This is a genomic window from Streptomyces sp. NPDC018029 (assembly GCF_044327655.1).
Taxonomy (GTDB): domain Bacteria; phylum Actinomycetota; class Actinomycetes; order Streptomycetales; family Streptomycetaceae; genus Streptomyces.
The window spans coordinates 907,867-921,602 of record NZ_JBIRFV010000002.1 but is presented as its reverse complement, the minus strand read 5'-3'; the positions used below and the strand labels follow the sequence as shown (position 1 = coordinate 921,602).

Here is a 13,736-nt window from a genome sequence, read left to right as displayed (position 1 = left end):
CGGACCGTCGGCCGACGGGTGAGGGCGGGCGGATGAGGGAGGGGTAGCGCTCTGGGGTGTAGCGCACGGGGTGGGCACCCTGGGCGTGCCGCACTTGGCGGGCGTCTCGCCGCAGGCGCGTCCGGGCCGCGATGCGCTCCCTCGGCCGCCTCCACACCGCGCCCGCGCGCCAGTTGCGGGCAGCCCGCAGCAGGATCATCCGGCTGTCCCTCTTGGACACGCGCAAGCCGCCCTTCGCGGACCTGGTCGCGGCCGCCGAACGCGCGGCCCGTGAAGCGGGGCTCGGCGTGGCGCGCTGCGGCGGCGCGCAGGGCGCGGGGGAGGAGGCCGCCCACCTGGGCCTCTTCGCCGAACGGCAGCTGCGATCCCACCTGATGAGGCCTGCGGAGCCGGAGTCTGCGACGCCGCGTGCGTCCGGCGGCGCAGCATTCCGTACATCGCCGTCGACCGCGCGGTGAAGGACCGCGGTACCCGTCACTGCCGAGCGCCGGGTATCGCGCTCTCGTCCTCGTCGCCGGTGCGGCGCACGTATCGCGGCGCAGGGGGCTAGGGGGCTGGGCCGGCGCGCTCCGCGCGTCTTCGTGTGCTCTCCGCGCGCCGGGCGGGACGCAGGTACTCGCCTGCTCGGCATCGGAGCCCCGGCCCGCCGCCGGCGTCTCCGTGCGGCGGCATCGCGTTGGTCGGGTGCGACGACCTGGGCGCGTCGCCCCGCGGGCCGGGTGCGCACCCCGTGGGGTCCGGCCCGGCGCGACGGGCCAACGCCCCGGCGAAGCGCTTCGACGAATTTCCTGTCCGAACCGTTGACGTACGAACGCCCTCTCCCTACGTTGGCCCGGAAAGCGCTTGCCTAAAACGATTCAACTCCCGTCTCGAGGGGCTAACTGTGCCTGTACATGGGGAACTTGACCGACGCGGCCTGCTCAAGTTCGCGGGCGGCTCACTGGCCGCCGTCGGCCTGACGGCGGCGGGCTGCGGTTCCGGTGACGGGTCCGGGAACGGCACGGTCACGCTCCGGTACGCGTGGTGGGGGTCGGACGACCGGGCCCGGCGGATCAACAAGACGATCGCGCTCTTCGAGAAGAAGCACCCGAAAATCAAGATCAAGACGGACTTCCAGCCCTACCTCGACTTCTGGAAGAAGTTCAACACCCAGGCGGCGGGCGGCAATCCGCCCGACGTCTTCCAGAACGCGATCGGTTTCCTGCGCAAGTACGACGAGCGCAATGTGCTGCTCGACCTGAACGCACAGGCCGAGGCGGGCAATCTGCGGCTCGACGGCTTCCGCGCCGGCCTGGAGAAGTTCGGCGAGGTGGACGGCAAGCTGCTCGGTGTGCCCGTCGGCAGCAACTCCATGGCCCTGGTGATCGACAAGCCGCTCTTCGCGAAGGCGGGCGTCACCCCCGAGATGGGCTGGACCTGGGACGACTTCCACACCGCGATGAAGAAGATCCGCGACAGGGGCGGGCGGCCGGGTGACAGCGGGCTCTACGGCGTCATGTACCTCTACGACCTCTACCTCCGCCAGCACGGCAAGGCCTTCTTCACCGAGGACGGCCTGGGCTTCACCGAGGCCGACCTGAAGGAGTGGTGGGCGAAGGGGTACGAGGGCGTCAAGTCCGGCATCTACGCCGACCCGAAGAAGGTCGCCCAGGTCAAGCCCAAGTCGGCGGTCGCGGCCGAGCTCGCGGCCGCCGAGTTCACCTGGGACAACTTCACCGTCCGCTACTCCGCCGAGGGCAAGAGCAGCTACGGCCTCGCCCCCATCCCGACGACCGACGGCAAGAAGACCGGCCAGTACCTCGGTTCCCTGATGCTCAGCGGCGCAAGGCGCACCAGGCACCCCAAGGAGGTCGCGCGGTTCATCGACTTCATGGTGCACGACCCGGAGGTCGCCAGGATCATGGGGTACGACCGCGGGGTGCCGACGACGACAGCGCAGTACGAGGCGTACAAGCCGGCGCAGGAGAGCGACAGGACGATCGCGTCGGTGAACAAGGAGATCGCCGCGTACGAGGAGAGCCTCGTCGACGCCGGTGTCCTGGAGACCATCACCCCGCATCCGGCGGGCGCCGACGTCTGCGAGGCGGGCTTCCTGCGCATCGCCGAGGAACTCGCCCTCGGGAAGCGGTCGGTCGGCGAAGCGGTGGAGCAGTACTTCACCGAGTGCAAGACGGCCCTCGGTTCCCGATGAGCGCCGCCATGACCCCTGTGGACGCCGCGGCGGCACCGCGGTCCGGGGCGAAGGGGGCGGCCTCCCAGAGCGGCTCCGGCTCCGGCGGCCGGCTCGGTGGGGCGCCCCGGCATGGCCGACGCGGACGACGCGGCCGGCGCGGCGAGAATCTCGCGGGCTACCTCTTCATGTCGCCCTGGATCGCTGGATTCCTGCTGCTCACGGCGGGCCCGATGGTCGCCTCGCTCTACTTCGCGTTCACCGACTACAACCTCTTCGACGCGCCCACATGGGTCGGCCTGGACAACTTCACCGAGATGTTCGGCGACCCGCGCTGGCGCACGTCGGTCGAGGTGACGCTCTGGTACGTCGTCATCGGCACCCCGCTGAAGCTGGCCGCCGCACTCGGTGTGGCGCTGCTCCTCAGCCAGAAGCGGCGCGGCCAGGGCTTCTACCGGGCCGCGTTCTACGCCCCCTCGCTGATCGGCGCGAGCGTCTCGGTCGCCGTCGTCTGGAAGGCGATCTTCTCGGACGACGCGATCGTCGACCGCACCCAGCGTGCCCTGTTCGGCGTGGACGTCGGCGGCTGGACCGGCGACCCCGACTGGATCATCTACAGCCTGGTGGCGCTCACCGTCTGGCAGTTCGGCGCGCCGATGGTCATCTTCCTGGCCGGCCTCAAACAGGTGCCGCGCGAACTGTACGAGGCGGCGGCGATGGACGGCGCGGGCAGCTGGCGCCGGTTCTGGAACATCACCCTGCCGATGATTTCCCCGGTGCTCTTCTTCAACGTCCTCCTGGAGACCATCCACTCCTTCCAGATCTTCGCCTCCGCGTACATCGTCGGCGGCGGCGCGGGCGGCAACGCCTGTGGCCCGGCGGACGGTTCGCTCGTCTACACCTGCTACCTCTACGTCCAGGGCTTCGAGAACAGCCGGATGGGCTTCGCCTCGGCCATGGCCTGGATGCTGCTGCTCGCCGTCGGCCTGGTGACGGCGGTCCTGTTCTGGTCCCAGAAGCGCTGGGTGCACTATGAGGAGGGCGCCCGATGAGTACGTCGCGTGTGACGGCCGGAGTCCGTGAGGGCCGTGCCGGTTCCCTCGCCTGGCACATCGGGGCGCTCGCCGTGCTCGCCGTGGTCCTCTACCCCGTGGTGTGGCTGATCGGCGGCTCCTTCAAGCCCAATGACAAGATCGTCGGCAGTCTGGACCTGCTCCCGACGGACCCGGTCGTCTCCAACTACACCGGCCTCGCCGACGGCCTCGCCGACATCTCCATCACCACCTTCTTCACCAACTCCCTCTTTCTGGCCGGGGGTTCGGTGGTGGGCGTGCTGGTCTCCTGCTCGCTCGCGGCCTACGCCTTCGCCCGGATCAGGTTCGCGGGCCGCAACCTGCTCTTCGCGCTGATGATCGGCACGCTGCTCCTGCCGTACCACGTGCTCCTCATCCCGCAGTACGTGCTGTTCCAGAAGCTCGGCCTGATCAACACCTACACGCCGCTGCTGCTCGGCAAGTACCTCGCCGTCGACGCCTTCTTCGTCTTCCTGATGGTGCAGTTCATGCGGAGCCTGCCGCGCGAGCTCGACGAGGCGGCGCGGCTCGACGGCTGCGGCCATCTGCGGATCTACTGGTCGATCGTGCTGCCGCTGTGCCGGCCCGCGCTGATCACCAGCGCGATCTTCACGTTCATCAACGCGTGGAACGACTTCATGGGCCCACTGATCTACCTCAACGACCCCTCCAAGTACACGGTCTCACTCGGCCTGAAGATGTTCGTCGACCAGGAGGGCCTCGCCAACTACGGCGGCATGATCGCGATGTCGCTGGTGGCGCTGCTGCCGGTGCTCGCCTTCTTCCTGGCCTTCCAGCGGTATCTGATCGACGGCATGGCCACGTCGGGGCTGAAGTGACCGGCGCACGCGGCAGACGGTTCGGGGTATTCGCCGAGTGCCTGCTCACCGGGGTGTGGATCGCGGTCGCCGCGCTGCCGCTGGTGACGGTGCCCGCCGCCCTGGCCGCGGGCGCCGCCCACCTGCGGCGGCACCTCGCCCACGAGGGGGGCGGGTGGCGGGAGTTCGTGACCGACTGGCGGGCCGCAGCCCGGCGCGGGTGGCTGGTGGGGCTCACCGGGTGGGCCGCGCTCGCCCTGCTCTGGGCGGACCTCGTGGTGGTGCGGTCAGGGACGCTGCCCGGCGGGGCGGCCGTCGGGGTGGTGGGCGTCCTGACCATGGTGCTTCTGGTCGTCGCGGGGGTGCGGGGTGCCGTGGCCTGGCGGCCCGGGGCCTCCTGGCGGGAGCTGCTGGCCGGTGCGGTGCGCCGTACGGTCCGTGACCCCGCCGGGTCGCTGGCGCTGGTCTGCGGGCTCGCCGTGGTGGCGGTGTCCGGGTGGTTCGTGGCGCCGCTCGCCGCTCCGGCGGTGGGGGTCCTCGCGGCTGCGGGGGTGGCAGTGGAGCGGCGCGGCTGAGTTGTTCCTGGCTGCTGGCCGCGTGTGGCTGGTCGCGCCCCGCGGCGGAGCCGCACATGTCGGAGTCCCGCGCCCCTGGAGGGGCGCCCATGTCCTGTCAGCGCATTGGTACCGGTACGGAAGTCGAGGGATCGTATGCCGCCCGTAACCCGTAGATCTCTGCTCAAGGCCGCCGCCACGGCCGGCGTGGCCGCGCAGTTCAGCTGGGCGCTCGGGCGTGGTGAAGCCCGCGCCGACGCGCCCGGGGCGCCGGCGGCCGACGCCCCCGCCGACATCCGCTGGCTGGAGGACGGCGGGCTCGGTGCCGCGCCCGGATCCACCTTCGGGGTGCCCTGGCCCAAGGGTGTGCACGACGCCGGCACCACGTTCGCCCTCGTCGCGGGCGACGGCACCGGCGTACCGGTGCAGAGCTGGCCCACCGCGTACTGGCCCGACGGATCGCTGAAGTGGACGGCGCACGCGGTGGGCTTCTGGGGCGCCGACGCCGAACGGTTCACGCTCGCGGCCGGGACCCCGGCGACGTACGAGAAGAAGCTCACCGTCGCCCGGACCGGCCGCGAGGTCACCGTGGACACCGGCGTCATCACGGCGGTGATCGGCAAGGGCGGCGAGCGGCTCGTGCGGTCGGTGACGCGCGGGGGCAGGGAGATCGCCACCGACGGGCGTCTCGTCCTGCTGCGGCAGGGCGATGTCGACGACGGGGACTCCGGCAGCGCGAAGTGGGAGCGGTTCGACGGCGAGATCGCCGACGTGCGGGTCGAGCAGGACGGGCCGGTGCGCGCGGTCGTCCGCGTCGACGGCAAGCACCGCAGGGGCAGGCGCAGTTGGCTGCCCTTCAGCGTCCGCCTCTACTTCTACGCGGGCGCCGAATCCTTCCGCATGGTGCACACCATCACCTACGACGGGGACCAGGAGAAGGACTTCGTCCGCGGGCTCGGTGTGCGTTTCACCGTGCCGATGCGCGACGCGGCGTACGACCGGCACATCCGGATCGCGGGTGAGGGGAAGGGGTTCCTCACCGAGGCCGTGAAGGGCATCACCGGGCTGCGCCGCGACCCGGGCGCCGCCGTGCGCGCCGCGCAGGTCAAGGGCGAGAAGCTGCCGGACCCGGCCACCTGGGACCAGCGGGTCACCAGCAGACTCCAATACATTCCGACCTGGGGCGACTACACGCTCGCGCAGCTCTCCGCCGACGGGTTCACGCTCCGCAAGCGCACCGAAAAGGGCCGGGGCTGGATCGCCGCGGGCGGCGGCGGACGGGCGGGCGGCTTCGGGTACGTCGGCGGGGTGAGCGGCGGACTCTCCTTCGGGCTGCGGGACTTCTGGGAGAAGCACCCCGCCCAGCTCGACATCCGGGGAGCCGCGAGCGACGCCGCAGAGGTCACCCTCTGGCTCTGGTCCCCCGAAGCACCCCCGATGGACCTGCGCTTCTACCACGACGGCCTCGGCCAGGACACCTACCCGGAACAGCTCGAAGGCCTCAACATCACCTACGAGGATCACGAACCCGGCTTCGGCACGCCCTACGGCATCGCCCGCACCAGCGAACTGATGTTCTGGGCCAACGCCGCGACCCCGTCCGCCGCCGCGCTCGTCGCCCAGTCCGCCGCCGTCCGCACCCCGCCCCAGCTCGTCGCCGCCCCCGAGCACCTGAGCAGGGCCAAGGTCTTCGGCGGGCTCTTCGCACCCGTCGACCGCTCCACGCCCGCGAAGGCCGAGATCGAGGACCACCTCGACTTCCTCTTCACGTACTACAAGGGCCAGGCCGAGCAGCGCCGCTGGTACGGCTTCTGGGACTACGGCGACATCATGCACACCTACGACGAGGACCGGCACCAGTGGCGGTACGACGTCGGGGGATACGCCTGGGACAACTCCGAGCTCTCGCCCGACCTCTGGCTCTGGTACGCCTACCTGCGCTCGGGCCGCGCGGACATCTTCCGCTTCGCCGAGGCCATGACCCGGCACACCGGCGAGGTCGACGCCTACCACCTCGGCGAGTGGGCCGGGCTCGGCACCCGGCACGGCGTGCAGCACTTCGCGGACAGCGCCAAGCAGCAGCGCATCTCGACCGCCGTCTACCGCCGCCCCTACTACTTCCTCACCGCCGACGAACGCGTCGGCGACCTGATGCACGCCCTCGTCGACTCCGACGAGACGTTCCTCGCCCTCGACCCGCTCCGCAAGATCCGCACCGAACCGTACGAGCCGGACCGGCACGCCCTGTCCATCGGCTTCGGCACCGACTGGAGCGGCCTCGCGGGCGCGTGGCTCACGGAGTGGGAGCGCCGGGGCCCGAAGGCGAGGAAGGCGGAGGCGCGGCTGCGCTCCACGATGCGGACCATCGCCGCGCAGCCCAACGGCTTCGTGCAGGGCAGCGGCCTCTACGACCTGGACACGGGCGAGTTCGCCGTCGCGGCCGAGCCCGCGGTGAACGTCTCGCACCTCTCCGCGATGTTCGGCCTCGTCGAGATGTGCGCCGAGCTGATCGACCTCGTCGACCTGCCCGGCTTCAAGGCGGTCTGGCTCGACTACTGCCGCTACTTCAACGCGACCAAGGCCGAACAGAAGGAGCGGTACGGCAAGGACTTCGGCAGCCTGCTGCTGTTCCAGGGCCACTCCCGCCAGGACGCGTACGCGGCGGCGCAGCTGCGGGACGACGAGCTGGCCGCGCGCGCCTGGAAGAAGTTCCACGACAGCGACGGCTACACCCGCGCCATGAAGTGGGAACGGACGAGGATCGAGGGCCCCGCCGCACTGGAGCCGGGCCACGAGCACCCGCGTGTCAGCACCAACGAGACGGCCCTGTTCGGCCTCGCCGCCATCCAGAACCTCGCCCTCATCGGCGACAAGCTGCCCGGCTAGCCGGCCGGCCGACCAGGCGGTTGCCGAGGCGGGGACTCATGTCACGGGCTTGCCTTGTCCCTGCATGAGCGGGCCTCGATGGAATCCATGCTGGGCTTGAGTCGGCTGGCCCAGTTCGGATCGGTCTTGGGGACCTCCGGCAGGGAGACCTGGATGTCCTGGATCCAGTCGTTGCTCTCGACGTACTTCTTGATGAAATCGCGCAGGCGGCGGCAGTCCGAACGGTGTCCCTTGGGCATGCCGACGCCGTAATACTGCGGGGCTCCCACGGTGAGGTCGGGAATCACCTTCAGACGGTCCTTGGCGTGCTGGTGCGCGAAGCCGTACAGGATCAGCTGGTCGGTGGAGAAGGCGTCGACTCCACCGCTGACGAGGGCCTTGAGGCAGGCCTTGGCGCTCGGCATCTCGACGACCTCGAATCCGAGGCCCTGAAGGGGGCCGATATTGGTGGTGCCGGACCAAGCGCAGACCCGCTTGCCGCGCAGGTCGTTCATCGAGCGGATGGCCGCCCCCTTCTTGCCCACCAGGAATCCCTGGTAGTTGGTCAGATAAGGGCCCGCGAAATCTATCTGCTTCATCCGCTCGGGGGTGATCGAGAACGCCGCGATGACCAGGTCGGCATTGTCGCTGGTGAGGGAAGTGACGCGGTCTTTGGTCGCGACATCCGCGGGGGCCACTTTGACGCCGAACTCGTTCTTGAACTTCTGCGCGAAGAGATGGTCGTAACCCGACCAGGTGTAGCCGTCCAGGAAGGAGACGCCCGGAAGGTCGTTGTGCATGGCGACCGTGAGCCTGGTCTTGCCCATGAAAGAGCGGGGCGCGTCATCGGAGGAACAGCTCACCGTCGCCAGACCCACCATCGCCGCGGCGGACACCACCAGCGCCTTCCACGCCTTCGACTCTCGCGGACTCATGATGTCCCCTCATTCATGGAGTACGGCCTCGGCCGCCGAAACGTTCATGCTGCATCCTTTGGGCGTGTGGACGGTGATGTTCAGCATGATGTCCGTGCGTGAACCGCCCAGCGGAATGTCCACGGGCTCCATGGACCGGACCTGTTCGAACCGGTGCGTGTCCCCGCCCACCAGCACGAGGGTGAACCGGGTCTCCGGGGTGCAGCTCTGATCACCGGGCCGGGCGTCCTCGGCCCGCAGGGTCAGGCGAAGGTTGCTTCGATGGGGTACGCCGGACAGGTTCAGCGTGCGCTGGGAGTTCTCGGCGGTCGGCCGGATCTCCACCTGCCCGGTGACGTCCACTTCGCCGTCGCGGCGCAGGAGATCGGCCCGCACCGCTCCGGCCACGGCGCAGACCAGGAAGACCGCGAAGACACAGGCGCGCAACGCCAGGGCGGTCGCGGGCGGCTTCTGTGCCCGGTCGCGCTTGGGCCAGCGGACATCGAGTCCGAGGAGGCGCATGAAGGAGGCGATGAACGACAGGCCCAACAGGACGATGACCGGCACGAACTGGCCGATCGGGCCCTCCGGGGCGCGCAGCCACGCGGTGGCGGCGGCCGCCACGAAGAGGCAGAAGGGCAGGGAGTTCCAGAAGTTCTTCCACTGGCCCTCGCCGCCGATCACGAGATGGACGATCAGGTCGCCGACGACCTGGCCCACGGCCACGGCCCAGTTACGGCCCTCTGCCCGCGCGGTGTTCGACCGCCTGGGCGCCGTGTCCTCCGCCTGCCGCGGTGCCGCCTTGCCCGGCCCGGGGCTCATGGGCCGTCGGGCGAGCCGTGGTTGATGGTCAGGTCGCCCTCGAGCTTGCCGATGCCCATGGCGTACCTCCCATGGCCCGTCCCCGAGTTGTGCTCACCCACTCGTGCCGTCGCCACCGCCGCGACGTGCCGACGAAGGGAGCCCGCGCTCAGGTCCCCTGCGGAGAGCCAGGCGTCGATCGCGTCGGCGAGCTCTTCCAGGGCCGGCCGGGAGAGGCTCCGCAGCGCCGCGGCCTGCTCCAGATTCCCGGGCGGCACGTCACCTTCTTCGCGCTGCAACAGGGCGCGCACCAGCCTCTTCCCCCGGTCGAGCACGTTCTGTGCGAAGTCGGCCTGAGCGGCCGTGATCACGGCGACTCCGGCCGAGGCCACATAGGGCACGATCTGATCAGCGGCAGCAAGCAGCTCGGACATTGGGTCCCCCGTCCCATCCGCACGTTCCCCGTCGCGGGCGAGCGCTTCGCTGCGCGCCTGACACCCCTCGGGGGAGAGTCAGATACCCATTCGGCGGCGATGTATGCGCGGGGCGGCCGGCGGCGTCCGGTCCGCCGCAAGCCCCGGGGTCGGGGCCGGGGCTAAGCGGAGCCCCGTCGCACCAGCTCCGTCGGCAGGATCACCGCCGCCGGGTCATCGCCCGCGATCTGGGCGAGCAGGACGCGGACCATCTCCGTGCTGATCCGGTCCCAGGGCCGGGATGTCCGGGGCACGGGCCAGGAGTTCGGTCGCTCCCCGCTCGCCGCCGGCGCGGCTGTAGTCGCCGTGGACGCCCAGCCGGTCGTCGGCCTCGATGCCCGCCTCCGCGAGGACCTCGCGGTGTTCGGCGAGGCGCTCGGTACGTACGCCACCTTGGAGGCCTGCCCGAGCGGCTTTCCGCAGGCCACGAGGGGGACGCCTGCCTCGCGCAGCCGGACGGCGGTCGACGGCAGCGGCTGGGACCCCGCCGACCCGTCCTCCGGCAACGCCTGGGAGAACCAGGCGCTGTTCGGCTACGACCGCCAACTACTCCCGGCAGCACGCTGGTTGGCACCGCTGACGCCGCAGGGAAGGTCGTCCGTGCTTCTTTTGTCAGAAGCGTTGACGAAGACCCCGCCCCCTCTTAGCTTCTACGCGTCGTACTTCGTACGTCATATATGAGACGTGATACGCGATACGTGAGATCTGAGGGTGCCCATGACGTCCGTGCCGACCCCGATCCCCTCGCGCACGCAGTTCGTGCTCGAAGCGATCAAACACCGCATCCTCACCGGCGAGTTGAGACCGGGCCAGCCCCTGGTCGAGACGGAGCTCGCCGGTGAGTTCGGGGTCTCCAAGACGCCCGTCCGCGAGGCCCTCAAGACGCTGGCGGGCACCGGGCTCGTCGCGATGAGCCAGTACAAGGGCGCCGCCGTACGCACCGTGGACGCGGCCATGGCGCGCGAGGTGTACGACGTGCGGCTGCTCCTGGAACCCGAGGCGCTGCGCCGCACCGTCCGGCGCGGTGCGGCGCTCGACTCCGCCCGCGAGGCCCTGGCGCGGGCCGACGTCGCCGAGGACGCGGCCGAACGCTCCCTGGCCAACCGGGAGTTCCACCGCACGCTGTACTCCGCCTGCGGCAACCCGCTCCTCGGCCGCCTCCTCGACGAGGTGCGGGACCAGGCCGCCCTCGTCTCGGCCGTCGCCTGGGCGGCCGACCCCTCGTGGGCCCGCGAGGCCACTGAGCACCAGGAGATCCTGCGGCTCGCCCTCGCCGGGGACGCCGACGGCGCCGCCGAGGCGCTGCACCGCCACATCGCGTCGTTCGTGCAGCGCGCCTTTCCCTCGGAAGGGGACCTCCAGTGACCCACGTGACGCCGCGGACCTTCGCGGACCGGCGTGCCGCGCTCGCCGACGTCGTGGCGATCCCGGTGACGCCCTTCGCCGAGGACGGCACGATCGACCACGGCGCCCACCGCAAGCTGCTGCGCCGGCAGCTCGACGCCGGGGTGCGGACCCTCACGCCGAACGGCAACACGGGCGAGTTCTACGCCCTCACTCCCGACGAGCGCCGCGCCGTCGTCGAGTCGACCGTCGAAGAAGCGGCGGGGCGGGCCGCGATCCTCGTCGGGGTCGGCCACGACGTGCCCACCGCGGTGGCTGCCGCCCGGCACGCCGAGGCGGCCGGCGCCCACATGGTGATGGTGCATCAGCCCGTGCACCCCTACGTCTCCGACGGCGGCTGGGTCGACTATCACCGGGCGATCGCCGAAGCAGTGCCAGGGCTCGGCGTCGTCCCCTATCTGCGCGACGCCGCCCTGCCCGGCTCCCGCCTCGCGGAACTCGCCGACGCCTGCCCCAACGTGATCGGCGTCAAGTACGCCGTGCCGGACGCGGTCCGCTTCGCCGGGTTCGCGCGCGACGCCGGGCTCGAACGGTTCGTGTGGGTCGCCGGACTCGCGGAGCCGTACGCCCCCTCGTACTTCTCGGCGGGCGCCACCGGGTTCACCTCCGGGCTCGTGAACGTCGCCCCGAGCCTTTCGCTGCACATGATCGAAGCGCTTCGATCCGGTGACTACCCGGCAGCCATGGCGGTCTGGGCCCGGATCCGCCGCTTCGAGGAGCTGCGCGCCGCCCACGGCTCCGCGAACAACGTCACCGTCGTCAAGGAGGCCCTCGCCGGGCTGGGTCTCTGCCGCCGGGACGTGCGCGCCCCGAGCAGCCTCCTGCCGGAGGCGGAGCGGGCCGAGGTCGCCGCCATCGTCGCGGGGTGGTCCATATGACCGGCACGGGCGGGCAGCCGCCCCGGGAGCTGCGCAGCAGCCAGTGGTACGGCGACAGCGTCTCCGCCGGGCTGCGGTCCTTCAGCCACCGGGCGCGCACCCGGCAGCTCGGATATCTCCCCGAGGAACACCTGGGCAAGCCCGTCATCGCGGTGCTCAACACCTGGTCCGACATCAACCCCTGCCACTCCCACCTGCGCGACCGCGCCCAGGCCGTCAAGCGGGGCGTGTGGCAGGCGGGCGGCTTCCCCCTGGAGTTCCCGGTCGCCACGCTCAGCGAGACCTTCCAGAAGCCGACCCCCATGCTCTACCGGAACCTCCTCGCCATGGAGACCGAGGAGCTGCTCCGCTCCTATCCGGTCGACGGCGCCGTGCTGCTCGGCGGCTGCGACAAGACGACGCCCGCGCTGCTCATGGGCGCCGCGAGCGCCGATCTGCCGGCCGTCTTCGTGCCCGCGGGGCCCATGCTGCCGGGGCACTGGCGGGGCGAGACCCTCGGCTCCGGCACGGACATGTGGAAGTACTGGGACGACCACCGCGCCGGACTCGTCGGCGACTGCGAGCTGACCGAACTGGAGAGCGGGCTCGCCCGTTCCCCGGGGCACTGCATGACCATGGGCACCGCATCGACGCTCACCGCCGCGGCCGAGGCGCTCGGGGTGACCGTGCCCGGCGCCTCGTCCATCCCCGCCGTCGACTCCGGGCACGACAGGATGGCGGCCGCCTCGGGGCTGCGGATCGTCGAACTCGTCCGCCGCGACCTGCGGCTGTCGCACATCCTGACCCCGGACGCCTTCGCGGACGCCGTCACCACCGTCCTCGGGCTCGGCGGCTCCACCAACGCCGTCATCCACCTCATCGCCCTCGCCGGCCGCGCCGGGGTGCGGCTCACTCTCGACGACTTCGACCGGATCGCCCGCACCGTGCCGGTCCTCGCCAACGTCAGGCCGGGCGGCGAGAAGTACCTGATGGAGGACTTCCATTTCGCGGGCGGGCTGCCCGGTTTCCTCTCCCGGATCACGGACCTGCTGCACCTGGACCGCCCCACCGTCGCGCACGACACCCTGCGCGAGCAGCTCGCGGGCGCCCGCGTCCACAACGACGACGTGATCCGCCCGCGCGACAACCCCGTCGCCCGGGAAGGCGGCGTCGCCGTCCTGCGCGGCAACCTCTGCCCGGACGGCGCCGTCATCAAGCACATCGCCGCCGACCCGCGGCTGCTGCGGCACACCGGCCCGGCCGTCGTGTTCGACGACTACCGCACGATGCAGCGCACCATCCACGACCCGGCGCTCGGCATCACCCCCGACCACGTGCTCGTCCTGCGCGGCGCCGGCCCCAAGGGCGGCCCCGGCATGCCCGAGTACGGCATGCTGCCCATCCCGGACCACCTGCTGAAGCAGGGCGTACGCGACATGGTGCGGATCTCCGACGCGCGGATGAGCGGCACCTCGTACGGCACGTGCGTCCTGCACATCGCGCCCGAGTCGCACGTCGGCGGACCGCTCGCCCTGGTGCGCACAGGCGACCTCATCACCCTTGATGTCGAGGCGCGCAGCCTGCAACTAGAGGTGTCAGATGCGGAGATGGCGCAGCGGCGGGCCGAGTGGACCGCGCCGCCCGAGCGCTACGAGCGCGGCTACGGCGCGCTCTACAACGAGCAGATCACCCAGGCCGACACCGGATGCGACTTCGCGTTCCTGGCCAGGCCGGGCGCGGTGCCGGACCCGTACGCGGGCTGACCGCCCCCCCTTTTTCTGTTCGACATCTCGAACGACGTACGCGA

At 71.0% G+C, this 13,736-nt stretch carries 12 protein-coding genes and 1 pseudogene; 9 read left to right on the top strand and 4 right to left on the bottom strand.

The annotated features are described in order from the left end of the window. Window positions 1-131: 131 nt before the first annotated feature. The 6 genes from ACH4D5_RS08240 (at window position 132) to ACH4D5_RS08215 (ending at window position 7,501) form a co-directional block, all read left to right on the top strand. On the top strand, window positions 132-458 hold the full coding sequence (locus ACH4D5_RS08240; RefSeq protein WP_398299826.1) for a hypothetical protein: 327 nt from the start codon (window positions 132-134) through the stop codon (window positions 456-458). A 425-nt stretch (window positions 459-883) separates the two neighbouring features. Then, window positions 884-2,191: an ABC transporter substrate-binding protein gene (locus tag ACH4D5_RS08235; RefSeq protein ID WP_398299824.1), complete on the top strand. Its 1,308-nt coding sequence runs from the start codon at window positions 884-886 to the stop codon at window positions 2,189-2,191. An 8-nt stretch (window positions 2,192-2,199) separates the two neighbouring features. Then, window positions 2,200-3,222 (top strand): carbohydrate ABC transporter permease, encoded by a 1,023-nt coding sequence (locus ACH4D5_RS08230; protein ID WP_398299822.1) that lies wholly within the window; start codon window positions 2,200-2,202, stop codon window positions 3,220-3,222. Beyond that, entirely contained in the window at window positions 3,219-4,082 is an 864-nt protein-coding gene (locus ACH4D5_RS08225) for a carbohydrate ABC transporter permease (RefSeq protein WP_398299820.1), read from the top strand. Before ACH4D5_RS08230 ends, ACH4D5_RS08225 begins: the two co-directional genes overlap by 4 nt. Further along, complete coding sequence (locus tag ACH4D5_RS08220; RefSeq protein ID WP_398299818.1) at window positions 4,079-4,636, top strand: hypothetical protein; 558 nt, start codon at window positions 4,079-4,081, stop codon at window positions 4,634-4,636. The genes ACH4D5_RS08225 and ACH4D5_RS08220 overlap by 4 nt, the downstream gene beginning before the upstream one ends. A gap of 135 nt (window positions 4,637-4,771) precedes the next feature. Beyond that, complete coding sequence (locus ACH4D5_RS08215; RefSeq protein WP_398299816.1) at window positions 4,772-7,501, top strand: Tat pathway signal sequence domain protein; 2,730 nt, start codon at window positions 4,772-4,774, stop codon at window positions 7,499-7,501. A 41-nt stretch (window positions 7,502-7,542) separates the two neighbouring features. Here ACH4D5_RS08215 and ACH4D5_RS08210 read toward each other — a convergent pair whose 3' ends face one another. The 4 genes and pseudogenes from ACH4D5_RS08210 to ACH4D5_RS08195 all read right to left on the bottom strand — a co-directional run. Then, the gene (locus ACH4D5_RS08210) at window positions 7,543-8,415 is read right to left on the bottom strand and encodes a transporter substrate-binding domain-containing protein (protein WP_398299814.1); all 873 of its coding nucleotides are present in this window, start codon (window positions 8,413-8,415) and stop codon (window positions 7,543-7,545) included. A gap of 9 nt (window positions 8,416-8,424) precedes the next feature. After that, a complete protein-coding gene (locus ACH4D5_RS08205; protein WP_398299812.1) occupies window positions 8,425-9,216 on the bottom strand; it encodes a hypothetical protein in 792 nt (263 codons plus the stop codon). Continuing rightward, window positions 9,213-9,629 carry a hypothetical protein gene (locus ACH4D5_RS08200; RefSeq protein ID WP_398299810.1) on the bottom strand — a complete coding sequence of 139 codons (417 nt, stop codon included), beginning with the start codon at window positions 9,627-9,629 and terminating at the stop codon, window positions 9,213-9,215. Before ACH4D5_RS08200 ends, ACH4D5_RS08205 begins: the two co-directional genes overlap by 4 nt. 161 nt (window positions 9,630-9,790) lie before the next feature. Continuing rightward, window positions 9,791-10,129 (bottom strand): annotated as a pseudogene (locus tag ACH4D5_RS08195) (LacI family transcriptional regulator); the annotation flags it as partial. A 256-nt stretch (window positions 10,130-10,385) separates the two neighbouring features. Here ACH4D5_RS08195 and ACH4D5_RS08190 point away from each other — a divergent pair. The 3 genes from ACH4D5_RS08190 to araD are packed head-to-tail and all read left to right on the top strand — an operon-like array spanning window position 10,386 to window position 13,692. Beyond that, entirely contained in the window at window positions 10,386-11,033 is a 648-nt protein-coding gene (locus ACH4D5_RS08190; RefSeq protein ID WP_398299809.1) for a GntR family transcriptional regulator, read from the top strand. A 5-nt stretch (window positions 11,034-11,038) separates the two neighbouring features. After that, the gene (locus ACH4D5_RS08185; RefSeq protein ID WP_398300011.1) at window positions 11,039-11,950 is read left to right on the top strand and encodes a dihydrodipicolinate synthase family protein; all 912 of its coding nucleotides are present in this window, start codon (window positions 11,039-11,041) and stop codon (window positions 11,948-11,950) included. Then, window positions 11,947-13,692, top strand: coding sequence for an L-arabinonate dehydratase (gene araD / locus ACH4D5_RS08180; protein ID WP_398299807.1), 1,746 nt, complete (start codon window positions 11,947-11,949; stop codon window positions 13,690-13,692). The genes ACH4D5_RS08185 and araD overlap by 4 nt, the downstream gene beginning before the upstream one ends. Window positions 13,693-13,736: the final 44 nt, after the last annotated feature.

Bases quoted from the DNA above. Each gene is read 5' to 3' on its own strand.
- ACH4D5_RS08240 (WP_398299826.1), top strand. From the start codon at position 132: ATGCGCTCCCTCGGCCGCCTCCACACCGCGCCCGCGCGCCAGTTGCGG.
- ACH4D5_RS08230 (WP_398299822.1), top strand. From the start codon at position 2,200: ATGACCCCTGTGGACGCCGCGGCGGCACCGCGGTCCGGGGCGAAGGGG.
- ACH4D5_RS08225 (WP_398299820.1), top strand. From the start codon at position 3,219: ATGAGTACGTCGCGTGTGACGGCCGGAGTCCGTGAGGGCCGTGCCGGT.
- ACH4D5_RS08215 (WP_398299816.1), top strand. From the start codon at position 4,772: ATGCCGCCCGTAACCCGTAGATCTCTGCTCAAGGCCGCCGCCACGGCC.
- ACH4D5_RS08210 (WP_398299814.1), bottom strand. From the start codon at position 8,415: ATGAGTCCGCGAGAGTCGAAGGCGTGGAAGGCGCTGGTGGTGTCCGCC.
- ACH4D5_RS08205 (WP_398299812.1), bottom strand. From the start codon at position 9,216: ATGAGCCCCGGGCCGGGCAAGGCGGCACCGCGGCAGGCGGAGGACACG.
- ACH4D5_RS08200 (WP_398299810.1), bottom strand. From the start codon at position 9,629: ATGTCCGAGCTGCTTGCTGCCGCTGATCAGATCGTGCCCTATGTGGCC.
- ACH4D5_RS08190 (WP_398299809.1), top strand. From the start codon at position 10,386: ATGACGTCCGTGCCGACCCCGATCCCCTCGCGCACGCAGTTCGTGCTC.
- araD (WP_398299807.1), top strand. From the start codon at position 11,947: ATGACCGGCACGGGCGGGCAGCCGCCCCGGGAGCTGCGCAGCAGCCAG.